The 14,338-nt window shown below is 74.0% G+C and carries 9 protein-coding genes; 4 read left to right on the top strand and 5 right to left on the bottom strand.

The features are described from left to right. Positions 1 to 171: 171 nt before the first annotated feature. Positions 172 to 1,392 carry a hypothetical protein gene (locus tag ABZ457_RS19140; RefSeq protein ID WP_359158750.1) on the bottom strand — a complete coding sequence of 407 codons (1,221 nt, stop codon included), beginning with the start codon at positions 1,390 to 1,392 and terminating at the stop codon, positions 172 to 174. A gap of 221 nt (positions 1,393 to 1,613) precedes the next feature. Here ABZ457_RS19140 and dnaE point away from each other — a divergent pair, with 221 nt between their 5' ends. Both dnaE and ABZ457_RS19130 read left to right on the top strand, forming a co-directional pair. Further along, positions 1,614 to 5,090 carry a DNA polymerase III subunit alpha gene (gene dnaE / locus ABZ457_RS19135; protein WP_359158749.1) on the top strand — a complete coding sequence of 1,159 codons (3,477 nt, stop codon included), beginning with the start codon at positions 1,614 to 1,616 and terminating at the stop codon, positions 5,088 to 5,090. Positions 5,091 to 5,096: 6 nt separating this feature from the next. Further along, the gene (locus ABZ457_RS19130; protein ID WP_359158748.1) at positions 5,097 to 6,080 is read left to right on the top strand and encodes a hypothetical protein; all 984 of its coding nucleotides are present in this window, start codon (positions 5,097 to 5,099) and stop codon (positions 6,078 to 6,080) included. An 84-nt stretch (positions 6,081 to 6,164) separates the two neighbouring features. Here ABZ457_RS19130 and ABZ457_RS19125 read toward each other — a convergent pair whose 3' ends face one another. Continuing rightward, a complete protein-coding gene (locus tag ABZ457_RS19125; protein WP_359158747.1) occupies positions 6,165 to 7,250 on the bottom strand; it encodes a S1 family peptidase in 1,086 nt (361 codons plus the stop codon). A 485-nt stretch (positions 7,251 to 7,735) separates the two neighbouring features. Then, complete coding sequence (locus ABZ457_RS19120) at positions 7,736 to 8,902, bottom strand: DUF5685 family protein (protein ID WP_359158746.1); 1,167 nt, start codon at positions 8,900 to 8,902, stop codon at positions 7,736 to 7,738. A gap of 291 nt (positions 8,903 to 9,193) precedes the next feature. On the opposite strand from ABZ457_RS19120, the gene ABZ457_RS19115 reads away from it, so the two are divergent. After that, entirely contained in the window at positions 9,194 to 9,628 is a 435-nt protein-coding gene (locus ABZ457_RS19115) for a cell division protein SepF (protein WP_018849105.1), read from the top strand. A 90-nt stretch (positions 9,629 to 9,718) separates the two neighbouring features. Here the strand turns inward: ABZ457_RS19115 and ABZ457_RS19110 are convergent, their stop codons facing one another. Together ABZ457_RS19110 and ABZ457_RS19105 are read right to left on the bottom strand one after the other, a co-directional pair. Beyond that, positions 9,719 to 10,909 (bottom strand): acyl-CoA dehydrogenase family protein, encoded by a 1,191-nt coding sequence (locus ABZ457_RS19110; protein ID WP_359158745.1) that lies wholly within the window; start codon positions 10,907 to 10,909, stop codon positions 9,719 to 9,721. A gap of 125 nt (positions 10,910 to 11,034) precedes the next feature. Then, positions 11,035 to 12,864, bottom strand: a complete 1,830-nt coding sequence (locus ABZ457_RS19105; RefSeq protein ID WP_359158744.1) for an MFS transporter — start codon at positions 12,862 to 12,864, stop codon at positions 11,035 to 11,037. A 434-nt stretch (positions 12,865 to 13,298) separates the two neighbouring features. Between ABZ457_RS19105 and ABZ457_RS19100 the strand changes: the two genes are divergently transcribed. Then, positions 13,299 to 14,288: a phosphatase PAP2 family protein gene (locus tag ABZ457_RS19100; protein ID WP_359158743.1), complete on the top strand. Its 990-nt coding sequence runs from the start codon at positions 13,299 to 13,301 to the stop codon at positions 14,286 to 14,288. The last annotated feature ends 50 nt before the right edge of the window (positions 14,289 to 14,338 follow it).

Here is a 14,338-nt window from a genome sequence, read left to right as displayed (position 1 = left end):
ATCCACACCGTTCTCCCGCCGCTCCGGTCCCGTGGGGCGTCTCTTCCGACACTCCCCAGGGAGTGACCGGCCCTCTTCCCATTGAAGCGGGGCGGCCGTTCGGGTCCGGGGTGCGCACCGGGCGGCCGCCGGGCCGGTCCCGGGCGTCTTCGGGGCGGGCGGTCCACGGGGTCAGCCGGCGGCCGGCGCCCGGTGGTCCGCGAGGGCGTCGAGTACACGGGCGGCCACCTCCGGCCGCCGCACCACGAGGTGGACTTCCCGGCGGGGGCCCAGCGTCCGGGCCCGGCCGATGCCGGTGAGCACCGCCCGGAGACTGGCGACCGGGTCGAGTCCGCCCCGTCCCGCGCCCAGCAGCGGCAGGCAGACCGAGGCGAGCGGCGGTTCGAAGCGGTTCTGCTCCCCGGCCGCCTCCTCGAAGACGTTCACCACCGACTTGGTGATCACGACGGGGGTGGTCTCGTATCCGCCGTCCGCCCTGGGGGTGACGACGGCCGCGTGGTAGATCCGCCGCACGCCGTGGCGGGCCAGCTCCCCCGGGCCGGTGGCCGCGACGGTGCCCGGCGCGACGGGGAGGCCGGGGGAGGCGAACTCCGTCATCCAGTCGCGGAGTTCGCGGGCGAGGACGTCGTCGAGGATTCCTCCCGACCTGTTCTTGCGGGCCGCGGCCCGGCGCAGGGCTCCGGAGGTCGTGAGGCGGTAGGTCCGGGACATCTCCAGGTAGACGTTCTCCGAGGAGACCAGGACGTCGACACCCGTGATGAACTCGATGGCGCCGATGTGCACGGTGATGCGGACCGGTTCACCGGCGAGCACGAGGTCCATGTCCACCGGGCCCAGGGGCACTTCCCGGCCGCCGCCACCGTCTGCGAGGTCGTCCGCCGGGTTGTCCGCGGCGTCACGGGCGGGCGCCGGGACCGCGCCCGCCCGCCGTGCCGCGGGCACGGCGTCCCGGCAGGCCGTGCCGGGCTGAGCCGGCGGCGGCACCGGCGCGGGGCCGGGGTGGGCGCACAGCGCCAGTACCGCCTCCGCGGTCTCGGCGACCACGAGCTTCTCGTGGTGCTTGCGGAAGCGGTCGGTGCTCACCCGGAACACCTCGGCCGCCCGTCGGCGCCGGTCCTGTGCGGGGCGCTCCCTGGTCCCCTGGATCAGCCCGAAGGTGTGCTCGGCCGCTGCCTGGAGATCGCCTCCGCCCAGCGTCCCCACGGCCTCCCGCAGCAGGGACTCGACCGCTCCCGGGCTCGCCTCCCCGGGGCCGCAGCCCGTGCGGAGGGCCGACGCCGCGCGCAGTACGGGGATGTCGAGTCTGCGCAGCCCCAGCAGGCCGTGGGTGCGAACAGCGGCGAGTTCCGCGACGAGATCGGGTAATGCGGCCGCTGTGGGATGAATCGCCATCCGTGCAGCATCGTCGGGGCGGTGGGACGGCGGCAAGCGGAACGAGCAGATACGTACCCGGGGGCGAACCGGTGAGCAGCCGCGCTGTGACGCTTTCCCGCCCGCCCTTGATTCGAACTAATATGCGAACATGAGAGTGGAGGCACTCCCCCCGGTCGTGATGAATCGGAGGAAACGCCACAAGCAACGGAAAGGGGGGCCATGGGCAACAGGAGGTGTGCATGTCGTTTACGCACCTCCGTGCGGCGAGCGGCTACTCGCTGCGGTACGGGGCCAGCCACCCCCACGCCCTGGCCGAGCGGGCCGCGGAGCGCGGGCTCGACGCCCTGGCGCTGACCGACCGGGACTCGCTCGCGGGCGCGGTGCGCTTCGCCAAGGCGTGCGCGGAGGCCGGGGTCCGGCCGCTGTTCGGCACCGACCTGGCGGTGCCCGGTGCGCCCGCGGCCGGACCGGCTCCGGCGAATCGGCAGCGGACCACCCCCTCCCGGGGCGGTGCGTTCGTCCTGGAGGCACCGCAGCGCGCGGTGTTCCTGGCCCGGACCGCCCGCGGCTGGGCCGAGCTGTGCCGTCTGGTGTCGGCCGCGTCGGACCAGGGCGTCACCTGGGAGGACCTGTCCTGCCCGGAGGACGAGCTGTTCGTCCTCCTCGGGGCGGACTCCGAGGTGGGGCAGGCGCTGGTGTCGGGGCGGCCGGACCGGGCCGCCGTACTGCTCGGCCCCTGGCGCGAACGGTTCGGCCGGTCGTTGCGCGTCGAGACGTCCTGGCACGGGCGGCCCGGCACCGGGCCGGGGTCCCTGCGGCTCGCCGCCCGGCTCGCGGGCTTCGCCGCCGAGCAGCAGGTGGCGACGGTGCTGAGCAACGCCGTGCGCTACGCCGACCCCCATCAGGGCGAGGTCGCCGACATCCTGGACTCCGCCCGCCTCCTGGCGCCGATCGACGCCCGTGACGCGTCCCGGCTCGACAGCGGGCAGCGGTGGCTGAAGGACGCCGGGGAGATGGAGCGGATCGCCGGGCGGATCGCGGAGGCCACGGGCGGCCGGGCCGGGGACGCGCGGCGGCTGCTCGCGGCGACCGAGGAGACGGCCGAGGCGTGCGCGGTCGATCCGGGCGACGCGTTCGGGCTCGGCCGGCTGAACCTTCCGGAGCCCGAGCTCGTGGGCGCGAGTGCCGGGACGGCGGACCGGGTGCTCGCGGACCGGTGCGCGGCGGGCATGCTGAGCCGCGCCTACCACCGGGACGGGGAGCGCTGGGACCGGCTGGAGAACGAGTTGCGGATCATCGCCGGGCACGGCTTCGCCGGGTACTTCCTGACCGTCGCCGAGGTCGCCGCGCAGGCCCGGCGGCTCGGCGTCCGCGTGTCCGGGCGCGGCTCGGGCGTGGGCTCGCTGGTCACGCATCTGCTGGGGATCAGCCCGGTCGACCCGGTGGCGCACGGCCTGGTGATGGAGCGCTTCCTGTCCGAGCACCGCTCCGCCCTGCCGGACATCGACCTGGACGTCGAGTCGGCCCGCCGCCTGGAGGTCTACCGGGCGGTACGGGAGCGGTTCGGGTCCGACCGGGTGGCGACGCTGGCCGTCTACAAGACGTACCGGGCGCGCGGGGCGATCGAGGTCGTGGCCCGGGCCCGCGGTATGGCCCCGGACCGGGCGGCCCGACTGGGCAAGGCGTTCCCACACATCCGGGCCAAGGACGTGCGGGCCGCGCTCGCCGAGCTGCCGGAGCTGCGCGAGGTCGCCGCCGAGGACCACGGCCGGCTGTGGGAGCTGGTGGAGGCGCTCGACGAGCTGCCGTTCGAGGCGGCGATGCACCCGTGCGGGCTGCTCGTCTCCGACGCGGCGCTGGTACGGCGCACCCCGCTGGCGCCGACCACCGTCGAGAACATCGCCATGTCCCAGTTCGACAAGGAGGACATCGAGGACACCGGGCATCCGAAGATCGATGTCATCGGCGTACGGATGCAGTCGGCGCTCGCGCACGCGGCCGCCGAGATCGAACGCGTCACCGGCGAGCCCCTCGACCTGGACGATCCCGCGCAGGTGCCGCCGGACGACCCCGCCACGTACGACCTGATCTCCTCCGGGGACACCCTGGGCACCTTCCAGCTGGAGAGTCCGGGCCAGCGGGAGCTGGTACGGAACCTGCGGCCGCGGTCGTTCGACGACCTGACGCTCGACATCAGCCTGTTCCGGCCCGGGCCGGTCGCGGCCGACATGGTGAATCCGCTGATCAGGGCCCGGGACAGCCGGAAGGAGACCTCCTACGCGCACCACGACCTGAAGCCGATCCTGGCGGAGACCGGGGGGCAGGTGGTCTACCACGAGCAGGTGATCGCGATCATGGTGAAGCTGACCGGCTGCGACCCGGGTACGGCGGACGAGGCCCGCCGCGCCCTGTCCGTCCCCGAGCGGCAGGGCCGGGTCCGCGCCTGGTTCGCCGGCCGGGCCCGCGAGCGCGGCTACTCGGTCCAGGTCGTACGGGACGTGTGGGGGACCCTGGAGAACTTCGGCAGTTTCGGTTTCGCCAAGGCGCACGCCGCGGCCTTCGCGCAGCCCGCCTACCAGTCGAGCTGGCTCAAGGCCCACCGGATGGCGGCCCTGCTCGCGGGGCTGCTCACGCACGACCCGGGGATGTACCACAAGCGGGTCCTGGCCGCGGACGCCCGGCGTCACGGGGTGCCGCTCCTGCTGCCCGACGTCAACCGCTCCCGGGCCGCCCACACAATCGAACTGGTGTCCGGTAAATGGGGGGTGCGGATCGGTCTCTCCCAGGTGCGCGGCATCACCGAGGCCGAGAGCGGACGCATCACGGCCGGGCAGCCCTACACCTCGGTCGAGGACTTCTGGGAGCGTGCCCGGCCCAGCCGCCCCCTGGCCGAACGCCTGGCGCAGGTCGGGGCGATGGACTCCTTCGGTGCGCGACGCGAACTCCTCCTGAAGGTCGCCGAGTTGCACCGTTCCGGACGTGGCAGGGGCGGCGGCCCGACCGCGGGCCGGCTCCCCATGCGGGAGGACGACGACACCCCCACCGGCCGGGACGACGCCACCGGCCCGGGTGACACCACCGGCCCGGCCGCGGGCCTCCCGGTCATGTCCGGCTCCGAACAGCTCGCCGCCGAACTGGACGTGCTCGGCATGGACGTCTCCCGCCACATCCTGGAGGAGCACCGCGCCCTGCTCACCGACATCGGCGCGACGCCCGCCGCCGATCTGCCGGGGCTCCGGCACGGCACCACCGTGCTCGTCGCGGGCGTGAAGGTCGCCACCCAGACCCCGCCGATCCGCTCCGGCAAGCGCGTCGTCTTCGCCACCCTCGACGACCCCACCGGTCTGTCCGACCTGGCGTTCTTCGAGGACAGCCACGCACGCTGCGCCCATACGGTCTTCCACAGCAGCCTGCTTCTCGTACGCGGCACGCTGGCCCGGCGCCCGCCGCGCGCGTTCAGTATCACCGGCACCGCCGCCTGGAACCTGACCGAGCTGATCGACCTGTACCGCGAGGGCGGCCCCGCCGCCGTCGCCGACCACCTCACCCGCCCCTCGCCCACCCCGCGCAGGCCGGCACCACGCCGCACCATCACCCAGCCCACCGGCTACGCCCTGCACCCCTGGGCCGATCTGCAACCGCCCGGCTCCCCCACCGCCCTGACCACCCTCGACGGAAGGACGTTCCACCATGCGAGTCCCGGAAGCGCGGGGTGAGCGGCGATGATCCTCTACGTCCACTTCGGCGGCCCGCTGCCCGACGCCGCATACCGCGGGCTCATCGGCCTGCTCGGCGAGTTCACGCCCGTCGTACAGGCCCTGCCGCCCGACGCGGCGCTCGCCGACGTGTCCGGGAGCACCCGGTACTTCGGCCGGGACGCCACGGGGCTCGCGGGCCTGATCCGGATGCGCGCGGCCGCGGTCTTCGACCTCGACGCGACGGTCGGCATCGGCCCCAACCCGCTGCTCGCCCGGCTCGCCGCGCACCGCGGGGAGCCCGGCACCGTCCGCGGCGTCCCCGACGACCCCGAGGCCATCACCCGGTTCCTCACCGGACTGCCCGCCGCGGCCCTGCCCGGCGTGGGCCCGGGCACCGCCCGCACCCTGGCCTCGTACGGCCTGCACACCGCGGACCGGATCGCCGCCACCCCGCTGCTCACGCTCCAGCGCATCCTGGGCGCGGCGGCCGGACGGACGCTCCGCGAGCGCGCGGCCGGCGTCGATCCCGGCCGGGTCACCGCGGGCGCCCCGCCCCGCACGGTCGGCGCCGAGCACCGCTTCGTCCGCGACGAACTCGACGCCTTCCGGCAGCGCGCCGCCCTGACCCACCTCGCCGAACAGCTCGGCACCCGGCTCCGCGACGAGCGGCAGGCCTGCCGCTCGCTGACCCTGACCGTCCGGTACGCCGACCGCGCCGGGTCCTCGTCGATCACCCGCAGCCGCACCCTGCCCGAGTCCACCGCGCACAGCCCTCAACTGCGCGCCGCCGCCCACGCACTGCACTGGTCCCTGGGTCTGCAACGGGCCCGGGTCCGCTCCCTCGCCCTGCGCGCGGACGGACTCGGCGACGCCGCGTCGGCGCCCCGGCAGCTGGCCCTCGGCCCCGACGACGACAGGACCCGCCGCATCGAAGCCGCGGCCGACCGGGCCCGCGCCCGCTTCGGACCGGGCGCGGTACGCCCGGCCAGCACCGCGGGTCTGCGGTGACACGCGGCGGGGGCCGCCCTCAAGGATGAGGACGGCCCCTGCGCGTGGCGCACGTGCACGTGGTGCCGGGTGGTGCGGGTGACGTCAGCCGATCGTCGCGCCGTACGCCGACAGCGCCTCCGTCACCGGCTGGAAGAAGGTCTCGCCGCCGGAGGAGCAGTTGCCGCTGCCGCCGGAGGTGAGGCCGATCGCCGTGTCACCGGCGAAGAGGGAGCCACCGCTGTCGCCGGGCTCGGCGCAGACGTTGGTCTGGATGAGGCCCTCGACGATGTCGCCGTTGCCGTAGTTCACCGTCGCGTCGAGCCCGGTGACCTCGCCGTCGTGGACCTGGGTGGTGGAGCCGCTGCGCTGGACCTGCATGCCCACCGTGGCGTCGCCGGCCTTGGTGATGGCCTGGGCGCTGCCGTTGTAGAGGTTGACCTCGCTCGGGGCCTCGGCGTCGCCGTCGTACTTGACCAGCGCGTAGTCGTCGCCCGGGAACTTCGAGTCGACCATCGTGCCGATCGCGGAGCCGCCGGCGGAGTCGGACCAGGAGCTGCCCGACGCACCGCAGTGGCCGGCGGTGACGAAGTGCGGGGCGCCGTCCTTGACCACGTTGAAGCCGAGGGAGCAGCGGCCGCCGCCGGAGTGGATCGCGTCGCCGCCGGAGACGAACGGCTTGAACTCGCCCGCGGTCTTCTTGAGCTCGGCCTTGGCGCCGAGGCCCTTCACCACGTCCTGGAGCTTGGCCCAGTCGGCGCCCTTGACCGTGCGGTCGGCGGTCACGACGACCTTGTTGGTGACCGGGTCGGTGGCCCAGGAGGTGCCGGGGATGGTCGCCTTCTCCGTCAGGGTCTGCCGGGCGCCGGTCAGCTCCTTCAGGGTGTTCTGGACGACGCGCGCCTTGCCGCCCGCCTCGCGCACGGTCTTGGCCGCGTCCTCGGAGACGACGTTGACGACGAGGGCCTTCGCCTTGGTGTCGTAGTAGGCACCGGCCCCGTCCGCGCCGAGGTCCGCCGTCAGGGAGACGGCGAGCGAGGTGGCCGCCGGGGCCGAGAGGGACTTGACGCTGAACTGCTCGGTGTTGTCACTGGCGTTCGCAGACTGGAACGTGGCGCCCGCGGCGACCAGGGCGACGACGGCGCCGCCCGCGACGGCAGCTTTTCTCCTGGGTATGCGACGGTGCTTCAAAGTGACCTCCTGTGGGGGGCCGTGGCAGGACAAGTGGGGTGTCCCGTCACGGAGGATGACGCGGTCCACTATTCCGACGCGTCGCAGTCGCACACAAGGCCGAGCAGCGGACGCGCACACGACAACGCGCCCCCGTTCACAGCGCCTTCACAGGTTCACGGGGCGGTCCGGCCGCCTGCCGGACCCCCGCACGGCCTCGGGGTAAACGCCCCCGGCACACGGCAGGGCCCCCGCCCGGGGGGCCGGACGGGGGCCCGATGTGCAGATGTGTGCAGGTGTGCCGGAAGGCGTTGCCGAACCGTCCCGCCGCCCCAACGGTCAGCCGGCCAGGCGCCGTTCACCCGCCAGGTGCGAGCGCAGGGTCGTACCCTCGCACCGGGTGCGGAACACCCCGCGTTCCTGGAGCAGCGGGACGACCCGGTCCACGACCTCGTCGAGGCCGCCCTTGACCGGGTCGTCCCGGATCTCGCCGCCCCCGCGCCACCTCAGCAGTCGCAGCAGTCGCAGCCCTCACAGCAGGAGCAGCCGTCCCCGCAGCAGGAGCAGCAGTCGCAGCAGCTACCGCAGTCGCAGCTGTTGCAGAGCCCTTCGCGGCGCTGCCCGCTCCACGGGTCCTCGAAGGTGCCGCAGCACATCTGGCAGGTGCAGGCGAGTCCGGCCCACACCAGGCAGCCCGCGATCAGCCCGCGCCGATCGCGGCGCGGGGGCTCCGGGGGCAGCGGCCCGCCGGGGCCGCCCGGTCCGCCGGGCGCGTAGGGGTTGCCGGGCGCGTACGGCCCCGGCTGGTGGGAGCAGGTCGTCGTGCCGAAGGCCCGGTCCACCGAGGTGCGCAGTTCGTGCGCGAGGAGGACGTGCACGAGCCGGTCGTCGGCGAAGTCGGCGTCGCGCAGGGCCAGGCGTATGCCGTGCAGGGCGTCGTCGGCGAGGCGGCGTGCCTCGGTGAGGGAGGTACCCGTCGCGGCGAGCGGGTTCCAGGCACCCGACGCGGCGTCAGCCTCCTTGTCCTCCACGGCGTCCAGCAGATGCGCGAGGCGGCCGAAGAGGCGGCCGGCCTCCGCGAGGGGCGCCGCGTTCTCGGGGCGCCCGGCGAGACGGGCGGTGTGCGCGAAGGCGGCCGCGGTGGCCGTCTCGGTCGGCTCGGTGACGGCGAGCAGCGGGGTGCCGGGGCCCGCGAGCGCCTCGATGCCACCCTGCCGGTCGACGGCGTCGACGAGGACGGCGGTGTCGAAGCCGAGGGCGGCGCCGGAGCGGGCGCCGGCCCGGTCCCAGCCGGCCGCGACCCGGCGGGCCGCCGCGGCGACCGGCCGGCGGGCCAACATCCCGTCCCCGTCGGCCACGTGGTCGCGCACCTTGGCGGAGGCGAGGACCAGGGAGACGGCGGCGGCGAGGCGGGCGCCCTCGCCGGTGGCGACGGGCGCGGTGCGCATGGCCCGCAGCGGGCAGGGGCCGGCGGTGCGCCGCTGCCCGGGGGCGCGTGCGGTCTGAGCCTCCGTCAGAACCGAGACGATCAGGCCGTCATAGTTCGTCACGATACGGGCGAACTGTCCGTGGTCGGCGCGCAACGCCAGACAGAGCCCGCACAAATGCGCCATCCACTCGGTCTTCAGGCGGTCACCGAGCCGGTGCGCGCACGGCCTGACGATTCCGAACAAGTCGGCCCCCCGTGAGTCGTTCGACAGATCGGGGGCATCGTATCGACGTGCCCGTTCACCCGTACGCCCCCGGCCTCACCCGTCTGGTCCGACTTTTATATTTTGATCCCCTCATGCCCCGTACACAGGAAGAACCTTGACGAATCGCCACATCTTCTGCACCAGTACCGTCACGAATCTCCTGCGCGGCGACTATCCACTTGGCGCGCGATCCGCATTATGGACGACCATAGGGGTGCGGATACGACAGAGACCGCAGTGGGACCACTGCAGCAGCGGAAGGAGGCGTCCATGGGTTCGGTACGCAAGGCGAGCGCCTGGCTGGGACTCGTCGAGGACAACGACGGGCGTTACTACGACGACGAGTACACCGAGGGTGCGGACAACGGTGACGCGTGGGTCACCGACCCCCGTGTGCGCGTGGCCTCCGAGTCCGCCGCGGAGGAGGGCCGCCGGATCGCGACGGTCTCCCCGGACGGTTTCCGCGACGCCCGCGGCATCGGCGAGCTGTTCCGTGACGGCGTCCCCGTCATCGTGAACCTGACGGCGATGGAGGCCGGCGACGCCAAGCGGGTCGTGGACTTCGCCGCCGGTCTCGCCTTCGGTCTGCGCGGCTCGATCGAGCGGGTGGCGCAGCGGGTGTTCCTGCTGACCCCGGCGGACACGCAGATCGTCACGGGCGACCCGGCGGGCCGTTCGCAGGACGGTTTCTTCAACCAGAGCTGAGCAGGGCGCCCCGCCGGCCCCCGCGTCTTCGGGGAGCCGGCCCGAGGGGCGCGGAGGCCCGGCCGGGCCCCGCCCGTCCGGCAAGCGCGGTCAGCGGAAGGCGTCCAGGCCGGTGAGCGCCTTGCCCAGCACCAACTGGTGCATCTCCACGGTGCCCTCGTAGGTGAGTACCGACTCCAGGTTGGTGGCGTGCCGCATCACCGGGTACTCCAGCGAGATCCCGTTCGCCCCCAGGATCGTCCGCGAGGTGCGGCAGATCTCGATGGCCTCGCGCACGTTGTTCAGCTTGCCGAAGCTGACCTGCTCGGGGCGGAGCCGTCCGGCGTCCATGCGCCTGCCCAGGTGGTGGGCGAGCAGAATCCCCTTGTGCAGCTCGACGGCCATGTCGGCCAGCTTCGCCTGGGTGAGCTGGAAGCCGCCGATGGGGCGGTCGAACTGCTCGCGGGTGCGGGCGTAGTCGAGAGCGGACTCGAAGCTGGCGCGCGCGGCGCCCATCGCCCCCCAGACGATGCCGTAGCGGGCGTGGTTGAGGCAGCTCAGCGGGCCGCGCAGACCGCGGACCTCCGGCAGCACCGCGTCCTCGGGCAGCCGGACGCCGTCCATGACCAGTTCGCTGGTGACCGAGGCGCGCAGCGACCACTTGTGCCGGATCTCCGGGGCGGAGAAGCCGGGGGTGTCGGTCGGTACGAGGAAGCCGCGGATGCCGTCGTCGGTCTGGGCCCAGACGACGGCCACGGCGGCGACCGAACCGTTGGTGATCCACATCTTGCGGCCGGTCAGCACCCAGTCGGAGCCCTCGCGCTTGGCGTGGGTGCGCATCCCGGCCGGGTCGGAGCCGTGGTCGGGCTCGGTGAGGCCGAAGCAGCCGATCAGCTCGCCCGCGGCCATACCGGGCAGCCAGCGCTGCTTCTGCTCCTCGGAACCGAAGCGGTTGATCGCGTACATGGCGAGGGAGCCCTGCACGGAGACCAGGGAGCGGATACCGGAGTCGGCGGCCTCCAGCTCCAGGCAGGCCAGCCCGTACTGGACGGCGGTGGCGCCCGCACAGCCGTACCCCTCCAGCGACATCCCGAGCGCCCCGATCGAGCCGAGCTCGCGCGCCAGTTCGCGGATGCCGGGCAGCTCGCCCTTCTCGTACCACTCGGCGATGTGCGGCAGGACCCGGTCGGCGGCCCAGGCGCGCACGGTGTCCCGGACGGCGAGGTCCTCGGGGGCGAGCAGATCGTCGATGCCCAGCGGGTCGGCGGGGTCGAAGGACGGGGGCTTCGAGGGTGCGGACATGGTGAGGGGCCTCCGGCAGCTCTGACGGACGAAAACTAGCAGTGCTAGTTACGGCACTCGACGTTACGGCTCAGTGTGCCGCGCGTCCAGACCGGGCCGGGCGCCGCGCGGGGCCCGGCGCCGGGTCATGCGCGGGACCGGGTCGGGACCGGCGCCTCGTCCGGCTTGCGGACGCCGGGGACGACGGGTTCCGGGGAGACGCGTTCCGAAACGGCGCGGTCCGGGGCGACGCGGTCCGCGGCCGGGACGGGGGCCGGTTGCCCGGTGCCGGGGCCGCCCGGCCGGTGCGGGGCAGCGGACTCCCGGGCGGGCGGGACGCGTACGGCCTTCCCCGCGGCGCCCTCCGGGGCCGGCCCGGTCGCCGTCCCGGCGGCGGCCGGCGCACCCGGCGCCGACGCCTCCGCCGCCGCGCACACCGCCACCGACTCCATCCGGCGCGGCAGCCGCACCGCCGCCAGCGCGCCGAGCAGCAGCAGACCCGCGCTGACGACCAGGGTCAGGTGGAGTCCGTCCACGAAGGAGTGCCGGGCGGTCGTACGCAGCAGTTCGCCCGCCGCGCCACCGAGCCGTTCCGCCTCCTGGTACGCCTCGCCCAGCGAGTTCGCCGCCGCCGAGGCGGCCGCGGACGGCACCCCGGTCAGGGAGGCGACGGACGGTCCGTAGGCCGCGTTCATCACGCTGCCGAGGAGTGCGATGCCCATGCCCGCGCCGAGTTGGTACGAGGTCTCGCCGATCGCCGCCGCGCCGCCCGCCTGCTCCGGCGGGGCCTCGCTGAGCATCGACTCGTAGGCCGCGAAGAGGGTGGTCTGGAGGCCGAAGCCGAGGAGCACGAAGCCGGTGGTGAGCAGCAGCGGCCGGTCGTGCTGGCCCATCAGGACCAGCAGCAGCACGGCGCAGGCCGTGAGGACGAAGCCCCAGCCGACCATCCGGCGCGGCCCGATCCGGCGCAGGGTGTACGAACCGGTCGCACCGGCGGCCATCGCGGCGAAGGTGAGGGGCAGCAGCCGCAGCCCGGTCTCCAGCGGACTGAGCCCCAGGATGAGCTGGAGGTACTGGACGGCGATGAGTTCCAGGCCGACCAGGGCGAGCATCGCGAGGACGATGCAGCCGACGGAGGTCGAGAAGGCGGCCCGGGAGAACAGGCGCATGTCGATCAGCGGATGCGGCCGCCGCTTCTGCCGCCGGACGAAGAGGACCAGCAGCAGCGCCCCGAGGAGGAGCGGCCCGGTGGCCCGCATGTCGAGGAGTCCGGCGCCCGCGCCGAGGCGCTTGACGCCGAGCACCAGGCCGAGGACGCCGCCCGCGGCCATCAGCGCGCCGAGCACGTCCCAGGGGCCGTCCGTCCCGCCGCGCGACTCCGGGAGCAGCCACCGGCCGACGGGGAGCACCAGCGCCATCAGCGGGATGTTGATCAGGAAGACCGAGCCCCACCAGAAGTGCTCGACGAGGAAGCCGCCGAGGACCGGGCCGGTCGCCGCGCCGACGGCGGCCACGGCGGTCCAGATGCCGATGGCGGTGGCGCGCTCGCGCCGGTCGGGGAAGACGTCCCGCAGGATCGACAGGGTGGCGGGCATGATCATCGCGCCGCCCAGGCCGAGCAGGGCGCGTGCGGCGATCAGCACCTCGGGTCCGGGCGCGAACGCGGCGAACGCGGAGGCGACGCCGAAGACCGCGTAGCCGATGAGCAGGAGTCTGCGGCGGCCGACCTTGTCGCCCAGCGTGCCGAACATGATCAGCAGCGAGGCGCAGACCAGCGGATAGGCGTCCACGATCCACAGCAGCTGGACGCCGCTGGGGCGCAGGTCCTCCGTGACGGCGGGCACCGCGACATGCAGCACGGTCGCGTCGAGGGCGACCAGGAGCAGGCTGACGCAGAGGACGAAGAGGACGACCCAGCGGTTGGCACCGCCGCCGGCGGCGCGCAGGCGTGCCCCGGCCGTGGTCGTCACGGACATGTACGAACCTCCCGTAGATTCCTCGCGCTCGGCGGACCGGCCCGGGACGCACTGCTGGGGAATCCCCTGGCCACCCGGCATCGACGGGCGAGTGAGCCGTCAGCGTACGCGAGTTCCCGCCTGGTGCGCGTGGTCGATCTCTCACCGTGCCACGGGCCCCGGTGTGGCGTACGCCACTCCCCGGGCGGCCCGGCGGCCGGCGCGGGGCGGCTGAACGGCACACGAATTCCGCACGGGAGGCCGGTGAACCATTTCCCGGCGGCCCCCGGAAATCGCGGCCGGAGCCCCCGTGCGGTGAATAGGGACACCCGCCTCGCCGTTTTCCCGGCGGGCCGGGAATTCATGTGGACCTGAGACCAACTCCACATCACATAGGCATCACGAATGGAGTGGATCGACCGGACCACACACTCACTCGCTGTAACGTCGATTGGGTGCGTACCGACATCTTTGCCCGGCTGGACCGGGAGCCGGAACCGCCGAAGATAGAGATCCCGCGGATGAGCCGCACACGTCTCGCCCTCTTCGGCGGGACGTCCGCGTTCTACGCGGCCATCGTCGTCGCCGTGCTGGCGTCGACCTGGCTCGTGACCCTCGACTGGAAGCTGATGCTCTTCCGGCCGTACGAGCAGTGGCCCGAACCGCACGCGTTTCTCGACTACTTCGTGGTGCTCGGCCAGCGCGGTCCCACGGCCGTGATGGTCGCGGCGTGGCTGGGCTGGCGCTCCTGGCGCCAGCACACGCTCAGGCCCCTGCTGGCGCTCGGCGCGGCCCTGCTGCTGCTGAACGTCACGGTGGGCGCGGTCAAGCTCGGACTGGGCCGCCTCGGCCCCCACTACGCGACGGAGATCGGCTCGGCCGAGCTCTTCGCGGGCGGCGATATATTTCCTTCCGGACATACCGCCAACGCCGTGGTGACCTGGGGCATTCTGGCCTACCTGGCCACCACGCCGAGGGCCCGCCGCTATCTGTCGGCCCTGTCGGCCGTGGTGTCCCTGGGGGTCGGCCTCACCACCGTCTACATCGGCACGCACTGGCTGAGCGATGTGCTCCTCGGCTGGGCGGCGGGGCTGCTGATCCTGCTGGGCCTGCCCTGGTGCGAGCCGCTGATCGGGCGCACCGAGGCGTGGGTCCTGGGGCTGCGGGACCGCTGGCGGGCCCGTGGCACCCTCACGCCGTCCCGGCCGGTCGCGGCGGGCGGCCCGCGCCCCGGGCTGGTGCCGCAGCTGGACCGGATGCCGCAGCCGGAGGGCGGCCCCGCACCGGAGCACGTCGCGGTGGCGGGCGGGCCCCGGGCCGGCGGCGGTACGACGCGGACGAGCACGCACTCGGCCCGGCCGCACGCGGTGCGCTCGGAGCGCTCCCCGGTGACGCCGACCGGGAGCCGGCGTCCGCCGCACTCCCGGCCCCTGACGGGCGGCTGAGCGGCGGGACCCCCCGCCCATACCGAGGGCCCGGCACGATCGTGCCGGGC

This window comes from Streptomyces sp. NPDC005805 (genome assembly GCF_040630445.1).
GTDB lineage: Bacteria > Actinomycetota > Actinomycetes > Streptomycetales > Streptomycetaceae > Streptomyces.
This window is presented reverse-complemented; position numbering and strand designations above follow the sequence as displayed.

Coding starts and splice junctions, on each gene's coding strand:
- ABZ457_RS19105 (WP_359158744.1), bottom strand. CDS start 12,864: ATGTCCGTGACGACCACGGCCGGGGCACGCCTGCGCGCCGCCGGCGGC.
- ABZ457_RS19115 (WP_018849105.1), top strand. CDS start 9,194: ATGGGTTCGGTACGCAAGGCGAGCGCCTGGCTGGGACTCGTCGAGGAC.
- ABZ457_RS19110 (WP_359158745.1), bottom strand. CDS start 10,909: ATGTCCGCACCCTCGAAGCCCCCGTCCTTCGACCCCGCCGACCCGCTG.
- dnaE (WP_359158749.1), top strand. CDS start 1,614: ATGTCGTTTACGCACCTCCGTGCGGCGAGCGGCTACTCGCTGCGGTAC.
- ABZ457_RS19140 (WP_359158750.1), bottom strand. CDS start 1,392: ATGGCGATTCATCCCACAGCGGCCGCATTACCCGATCTCGTCGCGGAA.
- ABZ457_RS19130 (WP_359158748.1), top strand. CDS start 5,097: ATGATCCTCTACGTCCACTTCGGCGGCCCGCTGCCCGACGCCGCATAC.